The sequence below is a fragment of the Nonlabens sp. MIC269 genome (genome assembly GCF_001430865.1).
Lineage (GTDB): Bacteria > Bacteroidota > Bacteroidia > Flavobacteriales > Flavobacteriaceae > Nonlabens > Nonlabens tegetincola.
Window position 1 is genome coordinate 1,835,691 of the sequence record NZ_CP011373.1, and the last position, 26,918, is coordinate 1,862,608.

Genomic DNA, 26,918 nt, shown 5'->3' on the forward strand with positions numbered 1-26,918 from the left:
GTATTATGCAATTAGTAGCTTACATATCTGATTTACTATATAGACATGACTGTGTAGTGGTGCCTGAATTTGGTGCTTTTTTAACTCGTCGAGTATCTGCACAATATTTTGAATCTAGCAACAGTTTTTATCCACCCAAAAAAGGGATTTCCTTCAATAGTCAAATCCTTCAAAATGATGGATTACTTATTAATTATGTTTCTAGCGTTGAGAAAGTTCCTTATGCTGATGCGCAACAACTGGTTCGTAACGAGGTTAGAAGACTAGATTTAGAACTAGAAAATAGTAAATCGATAACGTTACCTAAGATTGGTAGAATAGCACTTAATGAAGAAGGTGTTAAGGTATTTACACCGATGTATTTAGTGAATTACTTGCCAGAAGCATTTGGTCTATCATCACAAGAATTATATCAAGTAGATCGTGCTGTAATCGATCAAGAGAATGACAGTACCGCTGTTGAAACACCTGTTATCGCTATTAACGAGGTGAAAAAAGCTGAAGCTCAAAACGAAGGTTCTAATAATTTTCAATGGTGGAAATACGCCGCGGTAGGTGCTTTGCTGCTAGGATTAAGTTATGTAGGTTACAATCAATATGAAGTAACTTCAATAAAAAATCAGGATTTAGTACAGCAAATGGCTGAACAAAAACTAGATCAACAAATTGAACAAGCTAGTTTCTTAATAACAGATCCCATTCCTCAAGTAGCCGTTAAAGTCGCACAACCTAAAAAGAATTACCATATTGTTGCTGGTGCATTTAGAGATCCTAAAAATGCTGATAAGCGAGTAGTTCAATTAAAAAATGCAGGTCACGACGCTAAAAGAATAGGAATAAATAAGTATGGACTGCACAATGTGGCATTTTCTAGTTTTCACGAAAAAAATGACGCCATTAATGAACTGTACCGTTTAAGAAAGCTAGGGTTTGATCAAGCATGGTTATTAACTGGTCAGTTAAATAACTAACAATTAAAGCTTACTATGAATTCCTATTTGCTTCACGGTGAACAAACTGATCGCCTGAGGTTACGCAAACTCGTTTATGAAGATTTTGATTCCTGGCTACCACTTTTTGAGAAAGTTCAGGTAGCTGCTTATTTTGCAATGAGTGATGAATTAACTCCTTTTCAGCAATGTGAGAAATGGTTTGAAAAGTCGATGAGTCGTTACAAGGAAGAAAAAGGTGGCATGAACGTTCTTCTGGACAAAGAGTCTGGGAATTTTATAGGACAAGCAGGATTGCTTGTTCAGGAATTTGGAGGAAACACTCATCTAGAAATTGGGTATTCATTACTTCCTGATTATTGGGGCAAAGGATATGCTACTGAAATAGCTCGATTCTTAAAAAATGAGGCGTTTAGAGCAAAATGGGATCTAGATTTTGGAAACAGATTAATATCTGTAATTCATAACGATAATAAAAGTTCTATCAATGTTGCGTTGCGCAACGGTATGCAACCTGCAGAAATTTATCCTCAAAAGGGGCAAGAATCCTTCACTGTTTACGAGATTACTAGACAACGATATAGTAAACTTCCATAATTTTAATTCTAAGTTGTCTGTTTTATTTGCATTTAAGCTAATTTGTAAGACCTTTCACTCAAATTAATTTTTCATAAGAGCGACTTATACTAATTTGCTAGCATGCGGTTTACTTATTTTATAATAGGAGTATTAGTCTTGCTGTTTGTTTTTTTACTCTATTCATATAGGGTGCTCAAAAAAATAAAAACAGCTAGATATAAAGGAGTTATACTAGTTGACAAAAAGCCGCATTACAAGTGGATTCAACGTATTTTTATAGGAAAGACGATTTAAAATAATCCTATTACTATGGCTTAATATTTGCTATTTTTACTTTAATGAGATTATTCACCAGCAGTCTGCGAAATAGGATATTTATATCCATGATGTTACTTATGGTTATTACTAGTGTTCTAATTGCTGGTATGTCCATTTATCAATTCAAGGAACAGGCAAAAGATTATCACGAGAGCCGTCTAGAGCGCAAAGAGGCTTCAGTGCTTAAGAGTACCGCAAATGTATTACGTAGAACTGATTTTGAAATCAAAACGGAAAATCTTCCATTCATTTTTAAAGAACGCATTCAAGAAATAAGTTCTGTTTTAGGAATGGAAATTAATATCTATGATTTGGACGGAAAGCTTTTAATAAGCTCTAGAGCCAATTTTTCTACAGATAGTATTAAAGAGACTATTCCTATAGCAACTATCAAAAATTTAAAAAATGCCGAAGGAAATAGGTATATAAGAAAATTTGAGGAAAACGGAGAAAAGTATCGTAGTAGCTATTCTTATTTGACAGATAATAAGTTTAAAAACATTGGGATTTTAAACTTACCGTATTTGGAAAACGATGATTTTATGAATTATGAACTCGAGGAGTTTCTTAAAAGACTCTCCTTAGTGTACATAATAATGTTTTTGATATCATTAGTGTTAGGTTATTTTTTGTCTAATTACATTACTCAATCTATCAATAAAATAAGCAATCAACTTAAAATAATAAACATTGCCACCCGTAATAAAAAACTACCTATTGATTATAAAGGAAGTGAAGAAATCAACATGCTTGTAAATTCCTATAATAACATGGTAGATCAACTGGAAGAGAGTGCTGTAAAACTTGCTACCAGTGAACGTGAACAAGCCTGGCGCGAAATGGCAAAGCAAGTAGCTCATGAGATTAAAAATCCATTAACACCCATGAGGCTTACTGTGCAAAGCTTTGAAATGCGTTTTGATCCTAGTGATAGTAATGCCAAAGAGAAATTAAAAGAGTTTAGCGCTAGTTTAATAGAACAAATTGATGTCATGAGCAATATTGCTAGTGCATTTTCTACTTATGCGTCAATGCCAGCCCAAAAAAATGAAGAGATAGATGTCAATAGAGTCACCCAACTAGCACTGGATATATTCAATGAGAATTATATTGAATATACTCAAAATGAGAACTCTCTAAAAACCATATTTGACCGTACACAATTAATTAGGGTAGTGACTAATCTTGTGAAAAATGCAACCCAAGCTTTGTCAGGGCAGGAGAATCCTATTATCAAAGTAAGTGTAAATAAGCATGATGATAAAATAAAAATAATTGTTTGGGATAACGGTACAGGAGTAGCTCCAGAGAATGTAAACAAAATCTTTGAACCCAAATTTACAACTAAGAACAGTGGTATGGGATTAGGTCTCGCTATGGTAAAGCAAATAGTAGAAAGTTATGACGGTTCTATAGAAATGGAGACAGAATATGGAAAGTGGACTCAGTTCACAGTGACCATGCCGTTGCATTCATAGTCAAAAACTCAATTACAATCATTCTTTATTATAGTATAAATAATGTGGTAGTTAATTAACCTATTATCTTTGTAAAAAAATAAATTATGTATCCAGCAGAATTAGTACAACCTATGCGTGATGATTTAGGTAACGCAGGTTTTGAACACTTATATACAGCTCAAGAAGTAAATGATGCGCTAGCAAAAGAAGGTACAACATTAGTTGTTGTAAACTCTGTTTGTGGTTGTGCCGCAGCTAATGCTAGACCAGGAGCAAAGTACTCGTTAGAAAACGATAAAAAGCCAGACAATTTAGTAACAGTTTTTGCAGGTGTTGATAGAGAAGCTGTGGACGCTGCACGTTCTCAAATGATTCCTTTTCCTCCTAGTTCACCATCTATGGCATTGTTTAAGAATGGAGAATTGGTGCACATGTTAGAGCGTCATCATATAGAAGGTAGACCAGCAGAAATGATTGCCGAAAATCTAAAAGAAGCTTACAACGAGCACTGTTAATCAGTATTTAATACAACTTACTATGCGTGCATACCGATTGATGGTTTAATCATATCGTATGCACGCATTGAATTTTATATTTGCACATGCAAAAAATCATTTCTTATCCTTTGACGGTAGTACACTTTTTGTTGTTCTTTCTGTCATTAGTTATTTTTCATCCTATTCAACTAATAGCGCACAGGATAGGTGGACATGATTTGCATCAAAAATCAGTTGCTACTCTCAATTGGTTTTTGATGATGACCCAACTGCCATTATTTAATACTTTTAGTGCAAAATTTGAACACGATTTACCCGTAGGACCCAGTTATATTTTTGTGTGTAATCATCAAAGTATGTTTGATATACCACCACTTATTTTTTACCTAAGAAAGTACTTCCCAAAATTTGTGGCAAAAATAGAGCTAGCTAAAGGGATTCCTAGCATATCCTTGAATCTGAGAATAGGTGAAAATTGCGCCATTGACCGCAAGGATCGCAGGCAAGCTATCACTGCCCTTACTAGATTTGCTAAAAACGCTCACGAGAAAAAAAGATCTGTAGTCATATTTGCTGAGGGAACTCGTTCAAGAACAGGAGTTCCTAAACCATTTCAAAAAAATGGATTACTCACTTTGTTTAAATATATGCCCGATGCTGTTGTAGTGCCAGTAAGCGTGAACAACAGTTGGAAAATTGATCGATATGGTAAATTTCCTTACGGTATAGGTAATCACATTTATTTTACCACACATCAACCCATACCTATAAAAGGTCAGGATCACGAGCAAGTTATACTACAAGCACAGCAAATTGTTCACAATAATATATCAAGTACAGCTGTTTAAATAGATATGAGCTATTTTTATAGCGCTTTCGCGAAAGCGTAATAGCAATAATTTCCCCAACAAAAAAGAAATATGAAAAATCTAAAAAATATCAGAATTGAAGTGATGCAGTCCTTAGAGAGTAAGGTAGAATCATTCATGGATCAATTTTTAATCCCGGTAGAAAAAATCTGGCAACCTACAGATTTTCTTCCTGATCTTACTAAAGATAATTGGCAGGAAGATGTAAAAGAACTGCGTGAGCTAGCTAAAGAATTGCCTTACGATTTCTGGGTATGTTTAGTAGGTGATACTATTACAGAAGAAGCCTTGCCAACTTACGAATCTTGGTTGATGGATGTAGAAGGCGTTAATCAAGTAGAAGGTAAGGGAAATATTTGGTCAAAATGGGTGCGTCAATGGACTGGCGAGGAAAATCGTCATGGTGATGTGCTTAATAAATACTTATACCTATCAGGACGTGTAAATATGCGTGAGGTAGAAATTACCACACACCATTTGATTAATGATGGATTTGATATAGGAACTGATAGAGATCCTTATAAAAACTTTATTTACACAAGTTTTCAAGAACTTGCTACTTACATCTCACATAACCGAGTGGCAAAGCTTGCTAGGGAATATGGAAATAAGGCCCTATCAAAGATGTGTCGTGTGATTTCTGGAGATGAGATGAGACACCATCAAGCCTATTGTACGTTTGTAGATGAGATCTTTAAAGTAGATCCATCAAACATGATGATTGCTTTTAAGGATATGATGGTAAATAAGATCGTCATGCCAGCTCACTTTTTAAGAGAATCTGGTCAAGGAATCGGACAAGCGTTTGAGGATTTTTCTATGAGTGCTCAACGTATAGGTGTCTATACTGCACAAGACTATGTTGATATTATGAGAAAGCTTATCGATAAATGGGACATTCCTAATATCGAAGGTTTAAATGAAGAAGCAGAAAAAGCTCGTGATTATTTAATGAAGCTACCAGCTCGTATGGAACGCATAGGGCAACGAATGAAAATTTCACAAGACATAACAAAATTTAAATGGGTTCTAGAACCTAACTTGGTTTAACCTTTTAAATGACTATGTTTTAGAAGTATTTTGAAGGTTCTTAAATATCTAGGAGATTTATTTTTAATCGTAGTCCTTACACTGATTACCCAAATAGGTGGATTGCTTTATCTTATTTCTAGAGTCCTTTTTAGAAACACAAAATCTTATAAAGTGATAAAAACAACTGTATTGTTTTTATCGCTTTACGTTTTTAGTACGTTTTTGATAATACCTTTCCTTGCTCCACAATTTGGTAGAGAAAAAGTCTTAGAATCTGATCATGTAAAAAATGTTTCTTGGTTTTATATATTATGTAACCGTAACTACGTTACGCCACAATTAAATCAAATTGTTCTAGAAAGCTCAGAAGAACTAGCAAAAAAATATCCAGGAATTAAAATTAATCTACTTGATGCTAATTTTCCTTTTTGGCATGGCTTTCCTCTTTTTCCTCACTTAAGCCATAATGATGGTAAAAAATTAGATTTATCCTTTATTTATTCAAAGGATAACCGTATTGTTAATAAGGTTCCTACCTTATCAGGTTATGGTTTTTTTGTAAAACCTAAATCACATGAGCATGACCAACCTATGGCTTGTAAGGAACAAGGGTATTTTCAATACGATTATGCTAGATTCTTAACTTTTGGAACGGTTAATAATGGCTTACAACTGCATGAAACTGCTACAAGAGATCTAATTAATTCATTGACAAAAAATGCCCAGGTTACAAAGATTTTTATAGAACCGCACCTTGTTAAAAGATTAGATTTAAAAAATAGTAAAATCAGATATCACGGTTGTTATGCAGTTAGACACGATGATCATGTGCATGTGCAGATTAGATAACTGACTATAATCAGTTTAATTAGATACGCTCCAACTCAATATGATTAGGAATCTTAAAAGGCCACACCTCACCTTGTGCTGGGTCAACTACATAACATACATCCCATTTGAGGTAAGTGCGTTGACCATTATTCATGTCTATTTCATTGACATGTTCGATGGTTAAGCTCGGAGATAAACAGTCCTTGTAAGCTTTATAACTCCATGGTATGTTAGTGGGTTCATTGTAGCTCATTAAACATACTGTATTAAAAGGGTTGGAAATTTTAATTAAGCCCGATATCATACTTTTAACTCTTTCGTCAGAGTAAGTGGAACTATCATAGACTGTGTTTCCATTTTCTACATATTCAAATTCTATGTAAATTTCATCATAAAAGTGATTCAATGAGGGTTGCCTTTCTAGTTTTATAATACTTATTTCTAAATAAGTACTGCTATTTGAGGGGTCTTCATATTTCCAATCACCTAGAAACTTATCGTAAATCCCATTAACGTCTTTGAAGTATTTAGGTGTGTCTTCTCGTTTCAATTGACTAGACAATTGTTCTATTGGTATTATGGTCTGGGCATAAAGTGAAACTGGTATTAAAAGCAGCAAAAGAATGATTAAATTTTTCATATTGTTTAAATTTTATTCCATTTGTTTAAGGTTCCATCTGAATTAAAAGAAGCTTCCCATATTGAAATTCCTAGAGGCCTATTGTTCACCCTATAATCTTCTAAAAAATCAGCAAGGTTTTCAATGACATCGTTGTCATTAGTTGCTCTAGCATAAATCTCAAGATTAAAATCCTCATAAAATTGTGCTTTCTGCACTGGATCTTGCATAGCTACTTCAAAAGCTTTTACATCCTCAATATCATCAACCGTAAGTGCAAAGGCTCCTTTTTCTGTTAAAACTATGCTTATATAATCTTCTGCAAAATCGGTGTCATTTACAGCTTCTGCATCCTTTGTATTTTCAGCGAACCCTATAACATCTCCATTACTAAATATTGGATAGGTTTCCTTTATTTGCGAGCCATGAGCACCTTCTGTTTGATGAACATGCATATCTACATTTTCACCTTCTTGCATGGGTGTATTGTAGGAAATACGATTACCAAATTTACGATCAGGTAATCTAAAGGTTGTTGGACTACCTGGTTGATAACTAAATCTGGCACCATCTTCTTCATAGTTACCAGAGTTTTGAGAATCTATTAAAGGAATTAATCTATTGATTTGATTTTGAACTACTGGATCATTCCATACATCTTTTAATCTCTTTCTACTAGAACCGTCTTCATCAATGATTAACGGTGGCCCATCGTTAGGGTCTACACCTAGAAATAAGGTGTCGTCGGGATCATCGTTGGGATCGGTATTAGGTGGATTATTAGTATTATTTCCACCAGGTGGATTTCCGGTACCAGTCTGGCCGCCGCCACCTATCTGATTGTTGCCACCACTAGATCCACCACCACCCGAATTTCCACATGGTTCTTCTGCTATACTAATTGAAGCCCAAGTAGTTACACACTTAATGTAGGCAGCTGTTCCTGATTGAGTGCCATCTGCAATCGGACAAGCTTCTCCAACACTATGATGACTTATGCCAGAGCACTCAACCTCGTAACAAGTTGTATAGGTATACCAAATCACATCCACTCCACCACATTTAAAGTTGTTTGGTATTAAATCATCACCCGTTACTCTGTTTAATTTAATATTGTCCATGTCATATACATCCTCACTAAGTACATCATACTCGACAAGATGTTGAATAAGTGTGGTGTCATTAACAACAGTTAATACATAATTCTTTAATACTCTTTCTTTTTCTAGACTATCTTGAACTATTTGAAAAGTATAACTCTTATACAAATCTGTCTCTATCATCTTTATATATGAAGTATCAATTCGTATACTCGAATTAGATGATTTTGCCGTTATACCTGTTGAAAGTTTAGTAAGTTTTTTGGTTAACTTTGGCTGCTGAGCTAGCTTTTCAAAGGGAACTATTTCACCACTTAATTTAGGGAATTTGATAGTTTTCTCATTTGATTCTTCCAGAAAATCATCTTGTTGACAACTATTAATTAAAAATAGAAAGCCTGCAAAGAACAGCACATCAAGCGCAACAATTTTTCTCATGGTGGTTAGAATTTTCACGAATTTAAATAATAACGAGTAAAAACAAAATTTATTACACATGCTTACCTACCTCAAAACCATGTTTACCTAAATACTGATTGCCAGAGTCGATAGCATCTTGTTCTAGGGTAGTTCCCATAGAATCATTCCACCTGTTCAAATAACCAAAGAGAGAAATCACTCCTAACATTTCTACTATCTCACCATCATTCCAATGCTCGTGCAGGCGCTTTTTTATAGTTTCATCGACTGCATTAGGTACCTGACTGGCGGCTAGACTAAAATCCAGCGCTGCGCGCTCGGCTTCATTAAATGCGGGATGTGTACGATATTCCCAAATATTGTCCAGCTTTTCTTGTTCTGCACCGTAGCGTTCTGCGGCACGTATTGCGTGCGCTTGACAGTAGCGACAACCAGTTGCATTACTACTTACCCAGGCAATCATTCTTTTTAATGCACTAGTCACTAGTCCTTCATTTGCCATTACCGCTTTGTTTAGATGAATAAAAGCTTTGGAAATTGCTGGTCTACGCTGCATAGTAAGAACGGAATTTGGGCAAAAACCTAGTGTCTCATTAAAAAACGTTGCGAGTTCTTTGGTTTCGGGATCGTGATTAGCATCTAGTGGTGTGACTAATGGCATAGAATTAAAATTTTGTTTTCTTAAAAATAGAGAATTTATCTGTTGAAGGCATGAGGATTTTTTCATGTAGCGATTATATTTGAGGTTATGCGTTGGACTTTATTACCACAACCTGATGCTGTTTTAGTCGAGCAGCTTTCAAAAGAACTTAATGTAGACCCTATTCTTGCTAGTTTATTAGTAGGACGTGGTATTGACGCTTTCGCGAAAGCGAAATCCTTTTTTAGACCAAGTCTAGAGGAGTTACATGACCCTTTTTTAATGAAAGGAATGAATGAGGCTGTTCATCGTATTCAAAAAGCCGTCGGGAACAATGAAACTATAATGGTCTATGGTGATTATGATGTAGATGGGACTACGGCAGTTGCTTTGATGTCTTCCTTTTTAAGTAGTTTCTATGATAAGGTTACTACCTACATACCAGATAGATATAGGGAAGGTTACGGGATAAGCTATGCAGGAATTGATTATGCCCACGATAATGATATTTCATTAATCATAGCTTTGGATTGTGGTATCAAAGCTATCGACAAGGTAAAATATGCCAAAGAAAAAGGAATAGACTTTATAATCTGCGACCATCATAGACCAGGTAAATTTGTTCCTGATGCAGTCGCTGTACTCGATCCTAAACAGCATGATTGTTCTTACCCGTATGATGAACTGTGCGGTTGTGGAGTTGGGTTCAAGCTTTGTCAAGCGCTAGTGCAACACAACGATTGGGAATTTGAAATACTTATACCTTATCTAGATTTGGTGGCAACTGCTATAGCTGCAGATATTGTCCCTATAACTGGCGAAAATAGAATTTTGTGCTACCATGGTCTCAATGTTATAAACACATCACCTCGAGCTGGTTTTAAATCCATTATTGAACAGGTTAAAAAAAATATTTTAGACATTACCGATGTTGTATTTATTATAGCACCACGTATAAACGCAGCTGGTAGAATGAAGCATGGTTTGTATGCTGTTGATCTTTTAGTGGAACAGGATCTCGATCAGGCCAGATTAAAGGCAAAAGAAATTGATAGGTACAATCAAGATCGTCGCGAGCTAGATCAGCTTATTACTGAAGAAGCTTTGCAACAAATTCATGACAACAAGGAAGAAAAACTTTTTACTAGTGTTGTTTTTAAGGAAGACTGGCACAAAGGTGTTATAGGTATAGTAGCATCGCGACTAACTGAGACGCATTACCGGCCTACACTGGTTTTTACTAAAAATGGAGATAAGATTGCAGCTAGTGCTCGCAGTGTTTCAGGTTACGATGTTTATAATGCTTTAGAACAGTGCAGTGAGTTCATAGAGCAATTTGGAGGACATAAATATGCAGCTGGACTTACCATGCAACCAGAACAATTTTTAAATTTTAAAAAGAGATTTGAAGAGGTGGTTTGCGCCACTATAGATAAAAAACTACTTACTAAAGAATTAAAAATTGATGCATTACTTCCTTTAGAAAGAATTACAGGTAAATTGTATCGAATTTTAAAACAAATGGCACCCTTTGGTCCCAGAAATATGAGACCGGTATTTTTGAGCAGAGCGGTCTATGACTCTGGATATGCGAAGCGTATAGGAGAAAACGGAAAGCATCTAAAACTTGCTATCAAACCCCATGTAAACTCATCTCTCCAAATACCTGCCATAGGTTTTAATTTAGGAGATTGCATTTCAATAATACAGAACAACAAGCCATTTGATGTGGTTTATGTCCTTGAAGAGAATAGCTGGCAAGGTGTAACGAGTTTGCAGCTACGTATCAAGGACCTTAAACCACATTAAAGTACAGATGGTAATTGATCTAATTTATAGTTCAAAGTAAGTTTTTGAGCTTGATTATAGAGTAATCTCCATTCCTTTTCAGTTAAAATCAGTTTCTTAGAAACTTGGGTTTTTAGTGTGTTTTTGAATTGTTCTAAATTTCCTTTACTTAATCGTGCGCTTTTACGTAAAGTACTTCTTTTAAAGATGGTAGAGTTATACGTTTTGTCAGATGTTGCTGTGACTGTAATTTCAGGTAGACTATCTCTGTCTTTATAATCTTGTGAGTAGGATAAGTTGCTGTAAAGCAAAAGTATAATACTTATAAATTGTAAATATGATTTCATGATTGTGGTTATAAAAGTTTAATGGTACAAAGTTACTACCGGTTACCACTTAAATAACTATCTATTAATCCTTAGAAATGATAAATTATTCCCTAATATTTAACGGGAAATGCTCTAGTTGAAAATCATTACCATCAAAAACTCCGTAGGTGTAATGTGAAATCCAATCACCTAAATTATAATAAGTGCTTTTCTCACCAACTTTGATAGTCATGGGCATATGCCTGTGACCAAATATGAAAAAATCATAATGTTCCTTAGTAAGTTTTCTTTTAGCATATTGAGCAAGCCACTCATTTTCTTCACCTAAAAATTTAGCGTCTTCGTCGCCTGATATAAGTTTGTTTTTAACGGAAAGATAGGTAGCTAGTTTTACCCCAATATCGGGATGAATCCATTTAAAACACCACTGGAAAAACTTGTTGGTGAAAACCTTTTTCATGCGTTTGTAACCTTTATCACCAGGACCTAAACCATCACCATGGCCTATTAAAAATTTTTTGCCGTTAAATTCAAAAGATTTGGGTTTGTGAAATACAGGTATACCTAATTCTTCTTCAAAATAACCAAACATCCATAAATCATGGTTTCCTACAAAAAAGTAAATAGGCAACCCATTATCTGCCATGGTAGCCAATTTACCTAAAACTCTTACATGATTTTTAGGAACCACTCTTTTGTATTCAAACCAAAAGTCAAACAAGTCTCCTAACAAGAAAAGTGCTGCGGCATCCTTTTCAATGGTGTCTAACCAATTCAAAAAATGTTGTTCTCGAGGTTTACTTAACTCTTGAGTAGGAGCGCCTAGATGGTTGTCGCTTGAAAAATATATTTTCTTTCCAGATGGAATTTGCATAGAGCAAATATAAATATACCCTAGCTTTTACGATATTTATGCCATGATTAATGAGGAAATAGAGCGTAAATTTTTAGTATCCAACACAGAATTTTTAAAAGAATATCAAGGTGTGCAATTGATTCAAGGTTATTTAACTACCGATCCTTGTCGCACTGTACGTGTACGAATTCAGGAACATAGTGGTTATTTAACGATCAAAGGACCTAGTACTGATGACGGTCTTAAGCGCCTGGAATGGGAAAAGGAAATTAGTATAAGTGAAGCAGAAGCTTTATTGGAACTGTGCTTACCAACGCCTATTCATAAAATTAGATATAAGATACCGATTGGTACCCTTTTTTTTGAGGTCGATCTATTTCAAAAAGAGAACGCCGGTTTAATCATAGCCGAAATTGAGCTGAACTCAGAGTTAGATGAGTTTGATGTGCCGGAATGGTTAGGTGAAGAAGTAACAGGAAATAACAAATACTATAATTCATACATTAGTAAAAATCCCTTTTCAACATGGTAAAATATTGGATTAGCTTAATTTTAATTACTACAATTTTAAGCTGCAATACTTCAAACAAAACTTCAAAAATAGAAGACAATCTGCCAGATGAAGTAATTACGGATTCAATTCAATTGATTCAAAAATCTGATTCCTTGAAAAAACTCGGGTATAATGTGTTTACTTATAAAGAAGCAAACAAACATTATTTAATGCAAGAGTATTTTATGGTTCAACTGCTATCTGGTGATAATGATAGTATTCCTAAGGAAGTGTTGTCTCAATTACAACAAGATCATTTGGCCTACCTTTCCAAAATGTATGACCTAGGTCATGCTTCTTTAATAGGACCAATGAATAACGGTAAGGAATGGAGAGGAATTGTTGTTTATAACACACCCAGTTTAAAAATGGCAGACAGTCTTGCCAATCAGGATCCTCTTGTAAAAAGTGGTGCCTTAAAAGTAAAGACCACCGGTTGGTGGACCGAAAAAGGTGGTAAGCTTAAGTAATTATTTAAACGTAAGTTGAATTTTAATTTGATAGCCACCTTCATCAACTGCGGTAATTAAATGCTTTCCTTTTTGTGCAGTGATTGGCATCTCATGGATTCCTTGAGTAACACCTATGTAATCATTATTCTTATACCAGTGCACTGTGTTGTTGTTACGTTTGTGAGCCAGTTGAAATATTACCGGATTTAGTTCTCCATTTACATTGATGGTATTAGTTATGATGCTATTATGTTGCGGAGTCATTATACTCATAATAGGTTCTAATTTTAAAGAACAATTTTCTAAGTAATCAGGTACAGCGGTAAAAGCAGGAGTGGACTTTTGGTAGAAATAAGATTCTATGGGTGGTAGAATTAGGTAAGTTTTTTGCTCCAGATCACTTACTTCTCTACAATCGGTTGTAGCTCTTTTTCCCGATTGTTTATCGATATTAATTTTTTTATGAAAAGGGCAAGCAGCAAAACGGGTACCATTGCTGGGAATATAGGATAGAGTTTGTGGACAATCAGGGTTAGGCAAGTAACCGGTAACTGAACATGTGTTTATGTGTGCTAGATCGTCGTACGGAGGCTTGAACCAAGGCTCTTGTGGTAAACGATTAAATAAATCAAAAAGTACCGGCGCCGCACTGTCTATTCCTGTCATTGCTGCCCGACCTTCACCATCGGCGTTTCCTGTCCATACACCAATAACATACTTTGGTGTTACTCCTATAGCCCAAGCATCTCGGTTACCGTAACTTGTTCCTGTTTTCCAGGCGATTTCTTTATCTGGATTAAAAAAATGCCAGATTTCTTCACCTTCAGGTCGATTTACCGTTTTCATTGCTTCAAAGGTTTGGTAAATACTGCCAGCTCCGTATATCTCTGGTTCTAGATACCAGTTGGTTTCCTTTGAGTTTTTTGTTAATTCTGCTTTCGCGAAAGCGGAATCTCTATTATCTTTTTTGATGTAAGTAAGTTGCTCAAATAACCCATAATGATACTCACTGTTGTGAGCTTCGTAATCCTTAAGCTGTTTTGCAAGAACGGCATAGGCTTTACACATATCCCATAAACTACTTTCTGCACCGCCGATTACTAGGCTCAGCCCATACGTGTTTGCTCCTCTATTTACATCAGTTAATTGTAGTTGTTGTAACTTGTTATAAAACCTAGGAACAGTATGTTGTTGCAATAACCGTACTGCAGGAATATTAAGTGATCGCGCCAGTGCTTTATCAGCAGGAATCATTCCTGTATAAGAACGATTAAAATTTTCGGTTCTAAAGCCGTCGATTAGGGTAGGGACATCTGGAACAAGAGTTTTGGGCAGCAGTTCACCTTGATCCATCATGCTGGCATATAAGAAAGGTTTTAATACGCTTCCTGTACTGCGCGGTGCTGTAATAATGTCTACATCCTTACCATGCTCAATTGTGGTAGGTGAATTACCTACATAGGCTACCACTTCCATATTGTCAATATCCAGTACAAGCATAGAAAGATTGTGTACTCCATTAAGCTTTAGTTTTTGGTAATGATTATTTACGATACGATTTACCGTTTGCTGCATATCATGCTCAATAGTAGTGGTTACTCTAGCTGTACCATATTCGTTATTAATTCTATTGAGTAAATGAGGTGCACTTCTAGGAATATTAAAATTCTTATCAGGAACTCTTTCAGCAATTGATAATTCGTAATCTGTTTGATCTATTATTCCTTTCTCCTTTAATTTAAACAACAGCTGATCGCGTTTTTGCTTTAATTGATTTTGTCGCTTACCTGGATAAATAAGACCAGGTGCATTGGGCAATACAGCTAGTGTGGCACTTTCTGCCCAACTCAATTCATGCGGACTTCTTCCAAAATAACGGTATGATGCCATTTCTAGTCCGATTACATTACCGCCATAGGGTGCGTGTGAGGCATAGAGTTCTAGAATTTCATCTTTAGAAAGTTTTAATTCTAATCTGGTTGCCCATATTAATTCAACTAACTTTTCATAGTAGGAGCGTTCTTTTTTACGAGCTAATCTAATGACTTGTTGAGTAATAGTGCTTCCTCCTCGTACAACCTTACCAGCCTCAAAATTTTGTTGCATGGCGTTTAAAATCGAGATAGGATTAAATCCAGGATGGGAATAAAAGTGCTCGTCCTCGTAGAAAAATACACTCTGTTTGTACTTATAAGGAACGCTATCTACTCGAGGAAAACGCCACTGTTCATCTTTAGCAATATGTGCATCTAGTAAAATACCTTCTTTACTTTCAATGACTGTGGAGTAAGGGACGTCAAAAAGTCTTTGCGGTAGACAGAAATAGTACCATATACTTAGTACGAGGAAAAACATTATTTTCCATTTATGTTTAAGTATTAAATGCCCTAGTTTATTCTTCATTTTTCGCCTCTACAGTTAGCTCATATTACTTGCAACTAAGAATAAATAGAAGTGATTATTTTTCCCTCTTGTTTTGAAGAATCAAGGAATTCTGGTGGTACTAGATCGCGTTGTCGAGCAGCGTCTTGATAGTATTCTTTCCTACTAGTGTGCGGTTCACTTACTGCGTGTAATACTTTTGTTTTAATAGTTTCATTGATTAAACCAATGATTAAGTTAATAACGTGGTTGCGATTAACCAAGTTAACTGGCATGTCGGGATTTTTTAGATCTGTTTTACCTTTTAAATGATTAATAGGATGTCTATCATCACCAATTAGACCACATGGCCTTAGTATTGTTGCATTGGGATACCAGTTTCTTAATTCTTCCTCGGCAGCAATAATCTTTTTGCCTGTATTGGATTGTGAGTTTGGTATATTGTTTTCCGAATATGTGGTAATAGGAAAAGTATCTTGAAATACTGAAGTGCTAGAAACAAAAATAAATTCTGGTATTTTATACACCAAAGCAAACTTAGCAATCATCCTTACTTTATAGGCAAAATCACTATCTGGATTTTTGCGCAATCCTGGTGGAATTGCAACTACTAAAGTGTTTAGACCTTTTAAAAAAGTTTTTAAATCGCCAAAAATTTTGTCTTCCTTAATGTCGATTATATAGCTTTTTATCCCAGTCTGTTCTAAAATTGCGACATTATCAGGTTGTCTCACAGTAGCTCTACATGTAAAATCTAAAGCTTTTAACTGGAATGCTAGCTCTTTTCCTAGCCATCCTGCACCTAAGATACCGATTGTTTTCTTGTTATTTTTCATCAGCAGTTTGTTCTTCAACTATTGTTTGCTGGTTTACTAGTTTAATACTTCGCTTTTTAAGAACAGCATCGTTAAGAACAAACGGCATAGACATTTGCTCGATAGGTCTTGCAGTTATTTCAAATTCGGACCGTTGCATTAAATCAAAACTCGCTCCATAAAAAATAAGCTCTGGATTATCCTGGGCCGAAAAGGTTAATACCATAACCAAAGGCTCATTACCTTTTATATAATAACTTAATAGACGATTTCCCCATCTATAGCCAAAGGGTGTCTCGCTCTTACCTGTTTTAGGAACTTGCAAGCCGTTTACCACTGCTTTTTTAAATAGAACCTCGTCTGTGGTAAATGCCTCTATACGATGCAGGGTTTCTGTGCTGCTCACTTTCAATTTGACCTTACGGTCTTCTCCTACAAGTGTATCGCTTAATATCTCTATATCAAGTGAGGCTAGTTTCTTGTATTCGGCTGGTGCTACATAACTAAAACCAGTTCCATACTTTGAGTCAATACTGTTTTTATTAAGTTCTTTAGCGTTTTGAGGATTGTTACCTAGTTTTTCTTTAACCCAATCGGTTAAGGTTGGGTCATAGGTCGCCCATTGAGCTTTGTTTTCATCTTGATTATGAATGTAAACTAGGCTGGTGGATTGGGGTTGGGATGGTGAGAATTCTGCTTTCGCGAAAGCGTAAACACCACAACCAATAGTTATAATTAAGGACATAAATGCTAGTAACCCTTTCTTTCTATAATGTCCTGTGATAGGAACTAACAAACCAAACAGTAACGTAGTAAGAACAGATGCTACAAATAAAATACTCATTCCTAATGCTACTGGAAAAGCTTTAATAAATGGTGAAAGAATAAAAATTGAGGGAACAGATAATAGGACTAGAAGGATGTAGCTAGGTCTTTTTTGCTGTATGTTGATGTATAGCATTATTAAACTACAAAAAACAGGAATGATTAAAAATCCTGCGCCTGGTAAAAAGATCGAACCTAGAATACCGCCATCGCCTACAGGAAACGCTACTAATAAACAGATAAGCCATAAAATAAAAATGGGAGCAACGCTTAAACTAGGTATGCGATCACGGTGGTAATACTTGTGATATAAGAAAAAGCTAATGGTAAGAGCAATAAACGCAGCTGCCGCAATCAACCAGTATCCGTTATACGGGAATCCATGTAATTGATGTATGTAAAACTCAGATTCTTTAATCCCTATCCACGTGTAGTTAGTAATTAAGTAACTTATAATAAGTGCTCCTAGAAACGGTACAAAACCACCGAATAAATAAGTAAGTTGAATACGCCTGCGTTTTATTCCGTAAACAATGAGTGTTATCATTAACACAAATGCTACTATTATTAAACCACTTAACCAACTAAATGGGAATTGCACCATTTTTATCAATGGTAAGGGTACGTAAACTACATCATCATCTTTTTCACTTTTAAGTCTATCAGTCAAATCAATGCTAGAAAAATAATCTAACTGCGGCATGAGATAGCTGCCTTGATGAGCAAGTGTGTTGCGATCTAGGCGTTCATATGAATCTAGTTCAGTATGATAGTCAAAATGATCACCTATAAAAGCAAAGTTTAATCCATTAATATCACCGTCTTCTCTAAAAATGGTAAGGTCGGTATCATTAGGTATCATTTTATAAATACTATAGGCTAGTGAATTAGCTACAGGATATTCAACTCCTGACTTGCTAAATGCCTCGATGATTTTTCTATTACCACCGTTTGTTTCAACTAGCATATAGCTAGGGCCGCCACTACCGCGCGCTTCAAAGTTTAAAACGAATCCAACATCTTGTGCCCACTCATGTTTATTGACAAAAGTGCTTGCGCCATTTAAGCCTAGCTCTTCTCCATCAGTAATGCAAATGATAATATCGTTTTCAGGTTGCTCATTTTTGGCAAGAAAAGCTCTTGTTGCTTCTAGTATAGTAGCTACACCGCTTGCAGCATCACTTGCTCCTTTACTACTGTGAGGATCGCTGTCGTAATGAGAAAGTAATAATAGGGCATTTTTTGAGTCGGTGCGACCTTTAATACGTGCTAGAATATTCTCAGGTTTAGACATATTTCCGTTCCAGCTAATATCATAAGCAGATTGTGTTGTAACATTAAGCCCATAAGATTTTAGTTGTGTAATGATGTAATCCCTTGCCTTATCGTGTGCCTTGCTTCCTAGATAATGCGGCTCGACTGAAAGTGCTTGTATGTGTTCAAGTGCTCTTGCTGTTGACCACTCAGTGGCTGGAACGTTTTCTTTAACCTCACTAGATGGTGTTTGAGAATAGAATGCGTAAAAAACAAGTAAAAGAATAATTACAAACGATATTGCAGATGAGAAGTGTGATTTAGGTCTCATGGTTGTGTGGTTTCTTGTCAGTAAGATGGTGAAATTAAATAAAAAATACTGCTTATTGTGTTTCTTATTAAATTAACCTTTTCTTACTTAATTAGGTTGCTAGATAAAGCAGACTGTAACATCATAATACCTATAGTTTCGTTTAAAAATAATACCTTTGAAAATTCATTAAAAGGTAAGCATTTTGACAGTAGATCCTAAAGAAATTTCTACAGCCCAGTTACATGGACTCATGCTAGGAGCAGTTCAACCGCGACCTATTGCATTTGCTAGTACAGTTGATGTTGATGGTAATGTGAATCTATCACCTTATTCTTTTTTCAATGTCTTTAGTGCAAATCCACCGATTATGATATTCTCATCGGCTAGGAGAGTGCGCAATAACACAGTTAAACATACCTTGCTTAATGCACAAGCTACCCAAGAAGTGGTAATTAATATTGTCAATTACGATATTGTACAGCAAATGTCATTGAGCAGCACCGAATATGATGCTGGTGTTGATGAGTTTGTAAAATCTGGATTAACAGCGGTAAAAAGTGATCTGGTACAACCACCTAGAGTTGAAGAAAGCCCAGCAGCTTTTGAATGTAAGGTAAAGGAAATAGTTGAACTAGGTCAAGAAGGTGGTGCAGGTAATTTAATTATTTGCGAGGTCGTAAAAGTGCACATTAAGGACGAAGTTCTAACTGACGATCAAAAAATCGACCCTTTTAAAATTGATACAGTAGCAAGAATGGGTGGTAATTGGTATTGTCGTTCAAAAGATGCTATGTTTGAGGTGCCTAAACCTTTAACCTCATTAGGTGTAGGAGTTGACGCATTACCAGAACACGCAAGAAACAGTCACGTGCTTACAGGTAATGATTTAGGTAAATTAGGTAATGTAGAACGTGTGCCAGAGCGTGATGAGGTGATCGCTTTTGCGAAAGCAGAACAATTACCAGCATTATCGATAGAAGAAAAACATAATAGGGCAAAAGAATATATAGCAGCTGGACAGTTGATGAATGCCTGGAACATTTTATTATTTTAACATGGAAGTACAAGGAAAAGTAAAGTTGATAGGTGAAACAAAAACCTATGGAAATAACGGATTTCAAAAACGTGAATTAGTAGTAACAACTGAAGAGCAATACCCACAACATTTGCTTATTGAATTTGTTCAAGACAAAACAAATTTATTGGATAGTTACCAAGTAGGAGATGCAGTGAAAGTAGGTATAAACTTAAGAGGTAGAGAATGGCAAACTCCACAGGGCGAGATTAAATATTTTAATTCTATCTCTGGTTGGCGTATAGAAAAAGTAGGAGCTCAAGCACCACAAGGTGCTCCTGAGGTTCCACCATTTGATGAATACGAGCCGGTATCAAATACAAATGCCGAAGATCACGACGATTTACCTTTCTAAATGAACATACAACTAGTACGCACGGACTCTAAACATCCAGAGTTTATGTGTTTAGTTCAACAATTAGATGCTTATCTCGCTGTTAAAGATGGAGATGAGCATTCTTTTTATAATCAATTTAATTGCATTGAACATTTGAATCATGTGGTTCTAGTGATAAATGATCAAACCGCAGTTGCATGTGGTGCCTTTAAACAATACGATTCCCAAACCGTAGAGATTAAACGTATGTTTACAGCCACTGCAGCTCGAAATCAAGGTATAGCTGGAATAGTACTTAATGAATTAGAAAATTGGGCAAGCGATTTAGGTTTTAAAAAAGTGCAGCTAGAAACAGGTCAACGACAAACTGAAGCTCTTTCCTTCTACCAGAAATGCGGTTATAACAAAATCCCTTGTTATGGACCTTACAAGGATATGGAGAATAGCGTGTGTTTCGGGAAGGAGTTTAAATCGTAGAAAATGGTAAAATCTAAAACTCAAAAGCCGATTTCTGTTTAAGAAATCGGCTTTTGATTTATAAGTTCGGTTGCTCTTTAAGATGGCTAAATGATCAATCTTAATTCACCTGTATAAGATATAGTGAACCCTTCATTTGCATCGTCTGCAGTACCGCTACCAGTAATCTTATAGTCTCCATTTTCTAATAGTTCTACGGTAATCGTTCCAGAAAAAATCTCGTCTTCAATAATGGCCTCACCCAATTGTGCGTTATAATCAACGCCTATAAAGGCATATACCGTTTGAGCTTGTTCATTAAGACTGTCTAGATTATACGTTCCTGGCTGTAAACCATCATTTACAGTCGTGTAGAATTCTAATCCTACTATATCGCCGTTTCCTGAAAGTATATTTGAACTGTTGAGCGTTAATCCTGGCCCAGAAAGGACGACGTTTGTAAGAAAAAGATTTGGACTATCCTCTGAGCTTTGCGATCTATATCCTTGTTCTAGGCTGTAATTATCATCTCCTAGAGTAAATTCATTTACTGCTACAGGTTGCTCTTCATTAGAAGAATTATTATCATCTGGATTACAGCTGCTTAAAGCAATGAGGAAACAGGCAAAAGCGATATATTTTAAACGATATTGCATTGTTTGTGTTTTATAAATTAATATCAAAATGGTATTGCGTTGTTATAATCTTCTTCTGTAAAAGTATAAGAGTAGTTAAAGGTTTCTCCTTCTTTAGTATAATCATTAACGTGGTAAAGGAAGTCTGCAAATCCTAGCTCATTAACTTTTAAATAAGTTATTTTTTTAGTATTGTCAAATTTCACAATTATCGAGTCCATTCTTATTACCGAGACGGGTCCCAATGCTCTTCTGCTAGATTTGCAAAAATTGTTTAACAAACCCATACCGTTCAAACTATATGTTCCAATTGTTGAGATGTTTTGACCAGAATTATAACTATAGAACTCTAAGACTACATCTCTATCGGTTCCATTTATAAAGGAGTAACAACTTTGTCGGTCTTCATCACCTGGATCACAAGAAAAAAGAAATAATACAATAATGAAAAATATTATTCTAATCATTTTACCAATTATTAAAAAATAGTAAAACATCAGTGGGGTTATCCTTGTTTAGCGCATTTAAATTTGATCTGTAATCGTCTAAATCTGTTGCATTTTTTGAAGCTTCCTGAACTTCTCTCATGGTGAAATTTTATACATTATTGTTTTTTCTAAAACTAAACAAATTTATTGGATAGTTACCAAGTAGGAGATGTAGTGAAAGTAGGTATAAACTTAAGAGGTAGAGAATGGCAAACTCCACAGGGCGAGATTAAATATTTTAATTCTATCTCTGGTTGGCGTATAGAAAAAGTAGGAGCTCAAGCACCACAAGGTGCTCCTGAGGTTCCACCATTTGATGAATACGAGCCGGTATCAAATACAAATGCCGAAGATCACGACGATCTTCCATTTTAACAAATACTTACTTTTAAAGACTAGGCTTTCCTGTATTTTTATGGGAAAGCTTTTTTATTTTTATGATCGAATTTTTGAGCACATTGTTTTTTGTATTTGCGGTAATAGATCCTATAGGCTCAATTCCTGTTTATCTTGAAGCTACTAAACAATTTGATAAGAAACATAAAAAACTAATTGCTATAAAGGCTGCCGGTGTGGCTTTTCTTATTCTATTATTTTTTATTGTAATCGGTCAGATTATTTTGGAATCAATGTCTGTGTCTTTGGATGCCTTTCAAATTTCTGGCGGAGTAATTTTATTTCTTTTTGCGCTCACAATGATATTTGGAGATGGTAAACCAGAAGGAGAGAAAAAAGGAATTACCGATTATAAACACGTCATTATATTTCCTATAGCGATACCGTCCATTGCATCACCAGGAGCTATAATGGCAGTGGTACTTATGACTGACAATCAATTATTTTCTATAGAACAACAAACCATGACCACTGCTATAGTGCTCGTGGTAATAGCACTTACTTGTCTTATACTTCTAGCAGCAAATAAATTACAGCAATATATAGGTAGTTATGGAATAACTGTAATAAGTAAAGTGATGGGGCTTATACTAGCATCTTATGCAGTGCAAAATATACTCTCTGGAATTAACAGCTATTTCGTCATTGGATCATAAAAACAAAAATCCCGACTGGCTTTGTCGGGATTCTCTTTTTAAATAGTTTGGTCTTCAAAAAGAAACTCAAAAAAAGCAATGATGAAAATAAATTAGTTTTGAAGACCGTATCAAAGATTAACAAAATTAACAGTATTTCCAAACAAACCTAGAAGTTTAACGTGTATATCTTACAGAACGAGCTTTATTTTCCTCCTGTTAATCAAGCACCTGACCATGGTTTGCTTGCGGTAGGTGGTGATTTAAAAGTAGACCGATTATTACTTGCTTACAACAATGGAATTTTTCCTTGGTACAACGATGGTGAGCCTATTTGCTGGTGGAGCCCAGATCCCAGAATGATATTTGATTTGCAATCGGAAAGGCCTATGAGGATTACAAAATCACTTAAACAAAGTAGGAAGAATAAAGGTTATTTTATTAAAGAAAACACTTGTTTTGAACAGGTTATGAAAGCATGCGCACAAGTCTCTCGATCTGATCAAGAAGGTACTTGGATTATGGATGAAATGATCGAGGCGTATTCAAGAATGCATCAACTAGGCCATGCGGTAAGTGTTGAAGTTTTTAAAAACGGTGAACTTGTAGGTGGATTATACGGTATCGATTTACCAGAAAAAAAGGTGTTTTGCGGTGAGAGCATGTTTGCTTTGCAGCCAGATGCCAGTAAAATTGCTTTGTGGCATTTGGTAGAAAAGTTGCAATTAAAGGAATATAAAATTATTGATGCTCAAATTTACAACGATCATCTAGCAAGCTTAGGAGCAGTTGAGATTCCTAGGGAAAGCTTTATTGAGTTGCTTAATATTTAATTATTATACACCACAAGAATTTAATCGCTACAAACTCCAGTATCCGCCTAGATTTATAAACAGTAATCGTTCTGTATTTTGAGTAAATGATTCCCATCGGTATTCGGTACTTAATTGTAATTTGAAGTTACGGCTAATTTGATATCCTAGATTAAAAATGAGGCGTTGGTCCCAGAAGGGTTTCGTCAGATTTTCTGCAATAAATAAAGTTTCGATTGATGCAACCAGGTACCATTCATTTTTATCTGTTTGTATTCCATTGAGAGGCAATGCAATGGAATACCTATATCTCCATCTGTGCGTTATTCTATCACCACGGTATCGTTGATCCCACCGTATACGATGTGCCATTTTAAGTTGGTTATATTTTCTTGAATAAGCGTATTGTTCGGTAATCCTGAGCTCACTGGTATTTGAGTTTCTAAGATCACGATACATGATCCCTATACCTATTTGACCATAAAATCCTACTTCATAATTGGTGTAATGACTGGCTTGGATATGTAGTAGACCTGCGTTGTCACCTGTTAGGCTGCGTTGTTCTAGTGCGCTTACAAATGACCATCGGTAATTATTGTCGTAAGAAATATTAAGGGCATTTTGAAATAAAGTATTATCGACAATTTGACTTACGGCAGTTTGTGATAATAAAAGGACGATTAAGATTCTAAAATAATAAGAAGTCATACTCTAATCGTTTAACATCTTTAACCTCTAGGATCATACCTCTTCTATCAAATAAATATTCCCTGCGATAAATCTTACGCTTATCCTTAAAAGCAACAATTATTTCATATCCATCAGGATTTGATTGCTGTAATTTTTGTTTTAAACTAAGAATTGAGCTAGGGCCGTAATGCTCTTGTATCTTCTCTATTTTAAACTTACGAGCAACGGTATCAAGTCTTTTATTGATCGAATCAATAACTATTTTTGACAGTTTGTTTTTCTTTATTTCAATTTCTGTTTCTTTTAAAGCACCGTTCTCAAAAAATTCTATGCTGTATTTCTTACCCTTATATTTAAATTTTGCTTCGTAGCTGTTAGAATCACCGTCGGTTTCTTGATAATATTTCATTTTCACCCTATGCGGAATCAGGCTATCCAATATTTGTTTGGATAGAAAAGGGAACTCACTACTTTTTATTCGTTCTTCATGCTCTATTTTAAGAGTGTTAGATTGAGCAATTACCACTGTGGTAACTAGAAAAAATAGTAAGTAGATGATGTACTTAAATCTGGTCATATCTAAAACAGGTGGTTTCATGATCGTTAACTATTCCACAGGCTTGCAAATAGGCATATACGATGGTGCTGCCTACAAATTTAAAACCTCGTTTTTTAAGATCTTTTGATATTTGATCTGATAACTTGGTGTTAGCAGGAGCTTCTTTATAATCAGAAACTGCATTTTTAACAGGTTGATTATCAACAAATGACCATATATAATGGGAAAAACTTCCAAACTCTTGTTGTGTATTTATAAATGCTTGAGCGTTGGTCACAATAGCATTTACTTTTAATTTATTTCTTATGATTCCAGGATTTTGAAGTAGTTCTTGCTTTTTTTGATTATCATATTGAGCAATTTTGTGATAATCAAATTGATCTAGAGCTTGTTTATAGTTTTCTCGCTTTCTTAAAATAGTAATCCAGCTTAGACCAGCTTGCATACATTCCAGGATTAAGAACTCAAATAGGGTTTTATCGTCATAAACAGGTACGCCCCATTCTGTATCGTGATATTGCTCATAAAGCTCATCGCCTATACACCAGCCGCATTTGTTTTTGTTCATGAAAAAAATTATAATAAAAACTTAAGCTAAAGATAAACCTTATTACCGGCTCAATAATAAATATATCTTTGTATGAAATAATCTATATGCTAGAACAAGAAAGTCACGAATACGAAAACGCCGTTTTAATAGGAATTGTAACTCAACAACAGTCAGAAGAAAAGTTAACTGAGTATCTTGATGAATTAGAGTTTCTCGCTTACACTGCTGGTGCTAGTGTAAAAGGTCGTTTTACTCAAAAAATGCAACATCCTAATCCAAAAACCTTTATAGGAACTGGAAAAATGGAAGAAGTGGCACAGTTTGTTGAAGCAAACGATATTGGGACAGTGATTTTTGATGATGAGTTAACGCCTACTCAACAACGTAATATTGAGAAAATCCTCAAGGCAAAGATCATAGATCGTACCTATTTGATTCTAGACATTTTTGCACAACGAGCACAAACCAGTTATGCTCGTACTCAAGTTGAACTAGCCCAGTACGAGTACTTGTTACCTAGATTAGTCGGATTGTGGACTCACCTGGAGCGCCAGCGTGGTGGTATAGGTATGCGTGGTCCTGGTGAGACCGAGATTGAGACAGACCGTCGTATAGTGCGCGATCGTATTTCATTACTCAAAAAGAAACTCACTACCATTGATAGGCAAATGAAAACCCAACGAGGAAATCGTGGTAAATTGGTGCGCGTTGCTCTTGTAGGTTACACTAACGTGGGTAAAAGCACACTTATGAATGTGGTTTCTAAAAGTGATGTTTTTGCAGAAAATAAATTATTCGCAACGCTAGATACAACGGTAAGAAAGGTAGTTGTTAAAAACCTACCTTTTCTATTAACTGATACGGTAGGTTTTATTAGAAAACTACCTACCCAGTTAGTAGAATCCTTTAAATCTACCCTAGATGAGGTTAGAGAATCGGACCTATTGTTACATGTAGTAGATATTTCGCACGAGAGCTTTGAAGATCATATTGATAGTGTAAATGCAATTTTACAAGATATTGAGGCGATTGATAAACCTACTATTATGGTTTTTAATAAAATCGATCAATACCAGCCGGAAGAATATGTTGATGAATTTGACGAACGCACCACGGCACACAACACACTAGAAGACTGGAAACGCACCTGGATGAACCGTGCAGGTGATGATGTGATTTTTATAAGTGCGATTGAAAAAGAAAACATGGAACAGTTTCGTAAAAAGGTATACGATAGAGTAAGAGAAATTCATGTGTCGCGCTTTCCTTACAATGCATTCCTGTATCCTGATTATAGTGAAGAAGAGTAGATTCCTATTTTTTTTCTGTTAAACAGTAAAACTATTTTTGATTACTCTTGATTGATTTAGGGTTCGCTTTCGCGAAAGCGAATCCACAACTAT

The 26,918-nt window shown here is 35.4% G+C and carries 29 protein-coding genes and 1 pseudogene; 17 read left to right on the forward strand and 13 right to left on the reverse strand.

Annotated features, from left to right (window positions below; translation table 11 throughout):
* Positions 1–5 precede the first annotated feature (5 nt).
* From AAT17_RS08580 to AAT17_RS08610, 7 genes are all read left to right on the forward strand, one after another.
* A complete protein-coding gene (locus AAT17_RS08580; protein WP_060523634.1) occupies positions 6–971 on the forward strand; it encodes an SPOR domain-containing protein in 966 nt (321 codons plus the stop codon).
* Between the two features lie 15 nt (positions 972–986).
* Positions 987–1,547: a GNAT family N-acetyltransferase gene (locus AAT17_RS08585; RefSeq protein ID WP_060523635.1), complete on the forward strand. Its 561-nt coding sequence runs from the start codon at positions 987–989 to the stop codon at positions 1,545–1,547.
* Between the two features lie 320 nt (positions 1,548–1,867).
* Positions 1,868–3,325 carry an ATP-binding protein gene (locus tag AAT17_RS08590; protein ID WP_253279759.1) on the forward strand — a complete coding sequence of 486 codons (1,458 nt, stop codon included), beginning with the start codon at positions 1,868–1,870 and terminating at the stop codon, positions 3,323–3,325.
* Positions 3,326–3,411: 86 nt separating this feature from the next.
* Positions 3,412–3,822: a BrxA/BrxB family bacilliredoxin gene (locus AAT17_RS08595; RefSeq protein ID WP_042277158.1), complete on the forward strand. Its 411-nt coding sequence runs from the start codon at positions 3,412–3,414 to the stop codon at positions 3,820–3,822.
* Between the two features lie 86 nt (positions 3,823–3,908).
* On the forward strand, positions 3,909–4,652 hold the full coding sequence (locus tag AAT17_RS08600; protein ID WP_060523637.1) for a 1-acyl-sn-glycerol-3-phosphate acyltransferase: 744 nt from the start codon (positions 3,909–3,911) through the stop codon (positions 4,650–4,652).
* A 72-nt stretch (positions 4,653–4,724) separates the two neighbouring features.
* On the forward strand, positions 4,725–5,723 hold the full coding sequence (locus AAT17_RS08605; RefSeq protein WP_060523638.1) for an acyl-ACP desaturase: 999 nt from the start codon (positions 4,725–4,727) through the stop codon (positions 5,721–5,723).
* Positions 5,724–5,753: 30 nt separating this feature from the next.
* Positions 5,754–6,554 (forward strand): hypothetical protein, encoded by an 801-nt coding sequence (locus AAT17_RS08610; protein WP_082586929.1) that lies wholly within the window; start codon positions 5,754–5,756, stop codon positions 6,552–6,554.
* Between the two features lie 19 nt (positions 6,555–6,573).
* Here the strand turns inward: AAT17_RS08610 and AAT17_RS08615 are convergent, their stop codons facing one another.
* From AAT17_RS08615 to AAT17_RS08625, 3 genes are read right to left on the reverse strand one after another with little or no spacing between them, the layout of a single operon-like run.
* Entirely contained in the window at positions 6,574–7,176 is a 603-nt protein-coding gene (locus AAT17_RS08615) for a DUF6705 family protein (RefSeq protein ID WP_060523639.1), read from the reverse strand.
* A gap of 5 nt (positions 7,177–7,181) precedes the next feature.
* The gene (locus AAT17_RS08620) at positions 7,182–8,693 is read right to left on the reverse strand and encodes a hypothetical protein (protein ID WP_060523640.1); all 1,512 of its coding nucleotides are present in this window, start codon (positions 8,691–8,693) and stop codon (positions 7,182–7,184) included.
* 52 nt (positions 8,694–8,745) lie between these two features.
* Positions 8,746–9,336, reverse strand: a complete 591-nt coding sequence (locus AAT17_RS08625; protein WP_060523641.1) for a carboxymuconolactone decarboxylase family protein — start codon at positions 9,334–9,336, stop codon at positions 8,746–8,748.
* An 87-nt stretch (positions 9,337–9,423) separates the two neighbouring features.
* Between AAT17_RS08625 and recJ the strand changes: the two genes are divergently transcribed.
* The gene (recJ, locus tag AAT17_RS08630) at positions 9,424–11,124 is read left to right on the forward strand and encodes a single-stranded-DNA-specific exonuclease RecJ (protein ID WP_060523642.1); all 1,701 of its coding nucleotides are present in this window, start codon (positions 9,424–9,426) and stop codon (positions 11,122–11,124) included.
* On the opposite strand, the gene AAT17_RS08635 is transcribed toward recJ, so the two are convergent.
* Both AAT17_RS08635 and AAT17_RS08640 read right to left on the reverse strand, forming a co-directional pair.
* Positions 11,121–11,450, reverse strand: coding sequence for a hypothetical protein (locus AAT17_RS08635; protein WP_060523643.1), 330 nt, complete (start codon positions 11,448–11,450; stop codon positions 11,121–11,123). The genes recJ and AAT17_RS08635 overlap by 4 nt on opposite strands.
* A gap of 85 nt (positions 11,451–11,535) precedes the next feature.
* Positions 11,536–12,306 (reverse strand): UDP-2,3-diacylglucosamine diphosphatase, encoded by a 771-nt coding sequence (locus AAT17_RS08640; RefSeq protein WP_060523644.1) that lies wholly within the window; start codon positions 12,304–12,306, stop codon positions 11,536–11,538.
* A gap of 43 nt (positions 12,307–12,349) precedes the next feature.
* Here AAT17_RS08640 and AAT17_RS08645 point away from each other — a divergent pair, with 43 nt between their 5' ends.
* Positions 12,350–12,820 (forward strand): CYTH domain-containing protein, encoded by a 471-nt coding sequence (locus AAT17_RS08645; RefSeq protein WP_060523645.1) that lies wholly within the window; start codon positions 12,350–12,352, stop codon positions 12,818–12,820.
* Positions 12,814–13,311 carry a YciI family protein gene (locus tag AAT17_RS08650; protein WP_042277175.1) on the forward strand — a complete coding sequence of 166 codons (498 nt, stop codon included), beginning with the start codon at positions 12,814–12,816 and terminating at the stop codon, positions 13,309–13,311. The genes AAT17_RS08645 and AAT17_RS08650 overlap by 7 nt, the downstream gene beginning before the upstream one ends.
* Here the strand turns inward: AAT17_RS08650 and pbpC are convergent, their stop codons facing one another.
* Genes pbpC through AAT17_RS08665 form a run of 3 tightly spaced genes read right to left on the reverse strand, consistent with a single transcriptional unit; the run spans position 13,312 to position 18,900 of the window.
* Complete coding sequence (gene pbpC, locus AAT17_RS08655) at positions 13,312–15,696, reverse strand: penicillin-binding protein 1C (protein WP_060523646.1); 2,385 nt, start codon at positions 15,694–15,696, stop codon at positions 13,312–13,314.
* A gap of 35 nt (positions 15,697–15,731) precedes the next feature.
* The gene (locus AAT17_RS08660) at positions 15,732–16,511 is read right to left on the reverse strand and encodes an NAD(P)H-binding protein (protein ID WP_060523647.1); all 780 of its coding nucleotides are present in this window, start codon (positions 16,509–16,511) and stop codon (positions 15,732–15,734) included.
* The gene (locus tag AAT17_RS08665) at positions 16,501–18,900 is read right to left on the reverse strand and encodes a M28 family peptidase (protein WP_060523648.1); all 2,400 of its coding nucleotides are present in this window, start codon (positions 18,898–18,900) and stop codon (positions 16,501–16,503) included. The genes AAT17_RS08660 and AAT17_RS08665 overlap by 11 nt, the downstream gene beginning before the upstream one ends.
* Before the next feature lie 181 nt (positions 18,901–19,081).
* Between AAT17_RS08665 and AAT17_RS08670 the strand changes: the two genes are divergently transcribed.
* Genes AAT17_RS08670 through AAT17_RS08680 form a run of 3 tightly spaced genes read left to right on the forward strand, consistent with a single transcriptional unit; the run spans position 19,082 to position 20,771 of the window.
* Entirely contained in the window at positions 19,082–19,936 is an 855-nt protein-coding gene (locus tag AAT17_RS08670; protein WP_060523649.1) for a flavin reductase family protein, read from the forward strand.
* A gap of 1 nt (position 19,937) precedes the next feature.
* Positions 19,938–20,312, forward strand: a complete 375-nt coding sequence (locus tag AAT17_RS08675) for a DUF3127 domain-containing protein (protein WP_042277326.1) — start codon at positions 19,938–19,940, stop codon at positions 20,310–20,312.
* Complete coding sequence (locus AAT17_RS08680; RefSeq protein WP_060523650.1) at positions 20,313–20,771, forward strand: GNAT family N-acetyltransferase; 459 nt, start codon at positions 20,313–20,315, stop codon at positions 20,769–20,771. It begins immediately after the preceding gene.
* 86 nt (positions 20,772–20,857) lie between these two features.
* Here the strand turns inward: AAT17_RS08680 and AAT17_RS08685 are convergent, their stop codons facing one another.
* Complete coding sequence (locus tag AAT17_RS08685; protein WP_060523651.1) at positions 20,858–21,406, reverse strand: hypothetical protein; 549 nt, start codon at positions 21,404–21,406, stop codon at positions 20,858–20,860.
* Between the two features lie 23 nt (positions 21,407–21,429).
* A complete protein-coding gene (locus tag AAT17_RS08690; RefSeq protein ID WP_060523652.1) occupies positions 21,430–21,852 on the reverse strand; it encodes a hypothetical protein in 423 nt (140 codons plus the stop codon).
* Positions 21,853–22,014: 162 nt separating this feature from the next.
* Between AAT17_RS08690 and AAT17_RS08695 the strand changes: the two are divergent.
* From AAT17_RS08695 to aat, 3 genes and pseudogenes are all read left to right on the forward strand, one after another.
* Positions 22,015–22,248: pseudogene (locus tag AAT17_RS08695) on the forward strand (DUF3127 domain-containing protein); the annotation flags it as partial.
* 62 nt (positions 22,249–22,310) lie between these two features.
* On the forward strand, positions 22,311–22,925 hold the full coding sequence (locus AAT17_RS08700) for a MarC family protein (RefSeq protein WP_060523653.1): 615 nt from the start codon (positions 22,311–22,313) through the stop codon (positions 22,923–22,925).
* 161 nt (positions 22,926–23,086) lie between these two features.
* Positions 23,087–23,737 (forward strand): leucyl/phenylalanyl-tRNA--protein transferase, encoded by a 651-nt coding sequence (gene aat / locus AAT17_RS08705; RefSeq protein ID WP_060523654.1) that lies wholly within the window; start codon positions 23,087–23,089, stop codon positions 23,735–23,737.
* Between the two features lie 27 nt (positions 23,738–23,764).
* Here aat and AAT17_RS08710 read toward each other — a convergent pair whose 3' ends face one another.
* The 3 genes from AAT17_RS08710 to AAT17_RS08720 are packed head-to-tail and all read right to left on the reverse strand — an operon-like array spanning position 23,765 to position 25,533.
* Positions 23,765–24,424: a DUF2490 domain-containing protein gene (locus AAT17_RS08710; RefSeq protein ID WP_060523655.1), complete on the reverse strand. Its 660-nt coding sequence runs from the start codon at positions 24,422–24,424 to the stop codon at positions 23,765–23,767.
* A complete protein-coding gene (locus AAT17_RS08715; RefSeq protein ID WP_060523656.1) occupies positions 24,405–25,004 on the reverse strand; it encodes a hypothetical protein in 600 nt (199 codons plus the stop codon). Before AAT17_RS08715 ends, AAT17_RS08710 begins: the two co-directional genes overlap by 20 nt.
* Entirely contained in the window at positions 24,970–25,533 is a 564-nt protein-coding gene (locus tag AAT17_RS08720) for a DNA-3-methyladenine glycosylase I (protein WP_060523657.1), read from the reverse strand. Before AAT17_RS08720 ends, AAT17_RS08715 begins: the two co-directional genes overlap by 35 nt.
* A gap of 86 nt (positions 25,534–25,619) precedes the next feature.
* On the opposite strand from AAT17_RS08720, the gene hflX reads away from it, so the two are divergent.
* Positions 25,620–26,825 carry a GTPase HflX gene (hflX, locus tag AAT17_RS08725; RefSeq protein WP_060523658.1) on the forward strand — a complete coding sequence of 402 codons (1,206 nt, stop codon included), beginning with the start codon at positions 25,620–25,622 and terminating at the stop codon, positions 26,823–26,825.
* Positions 26,826–26,918: the final 93 nt, after the last annotated feature.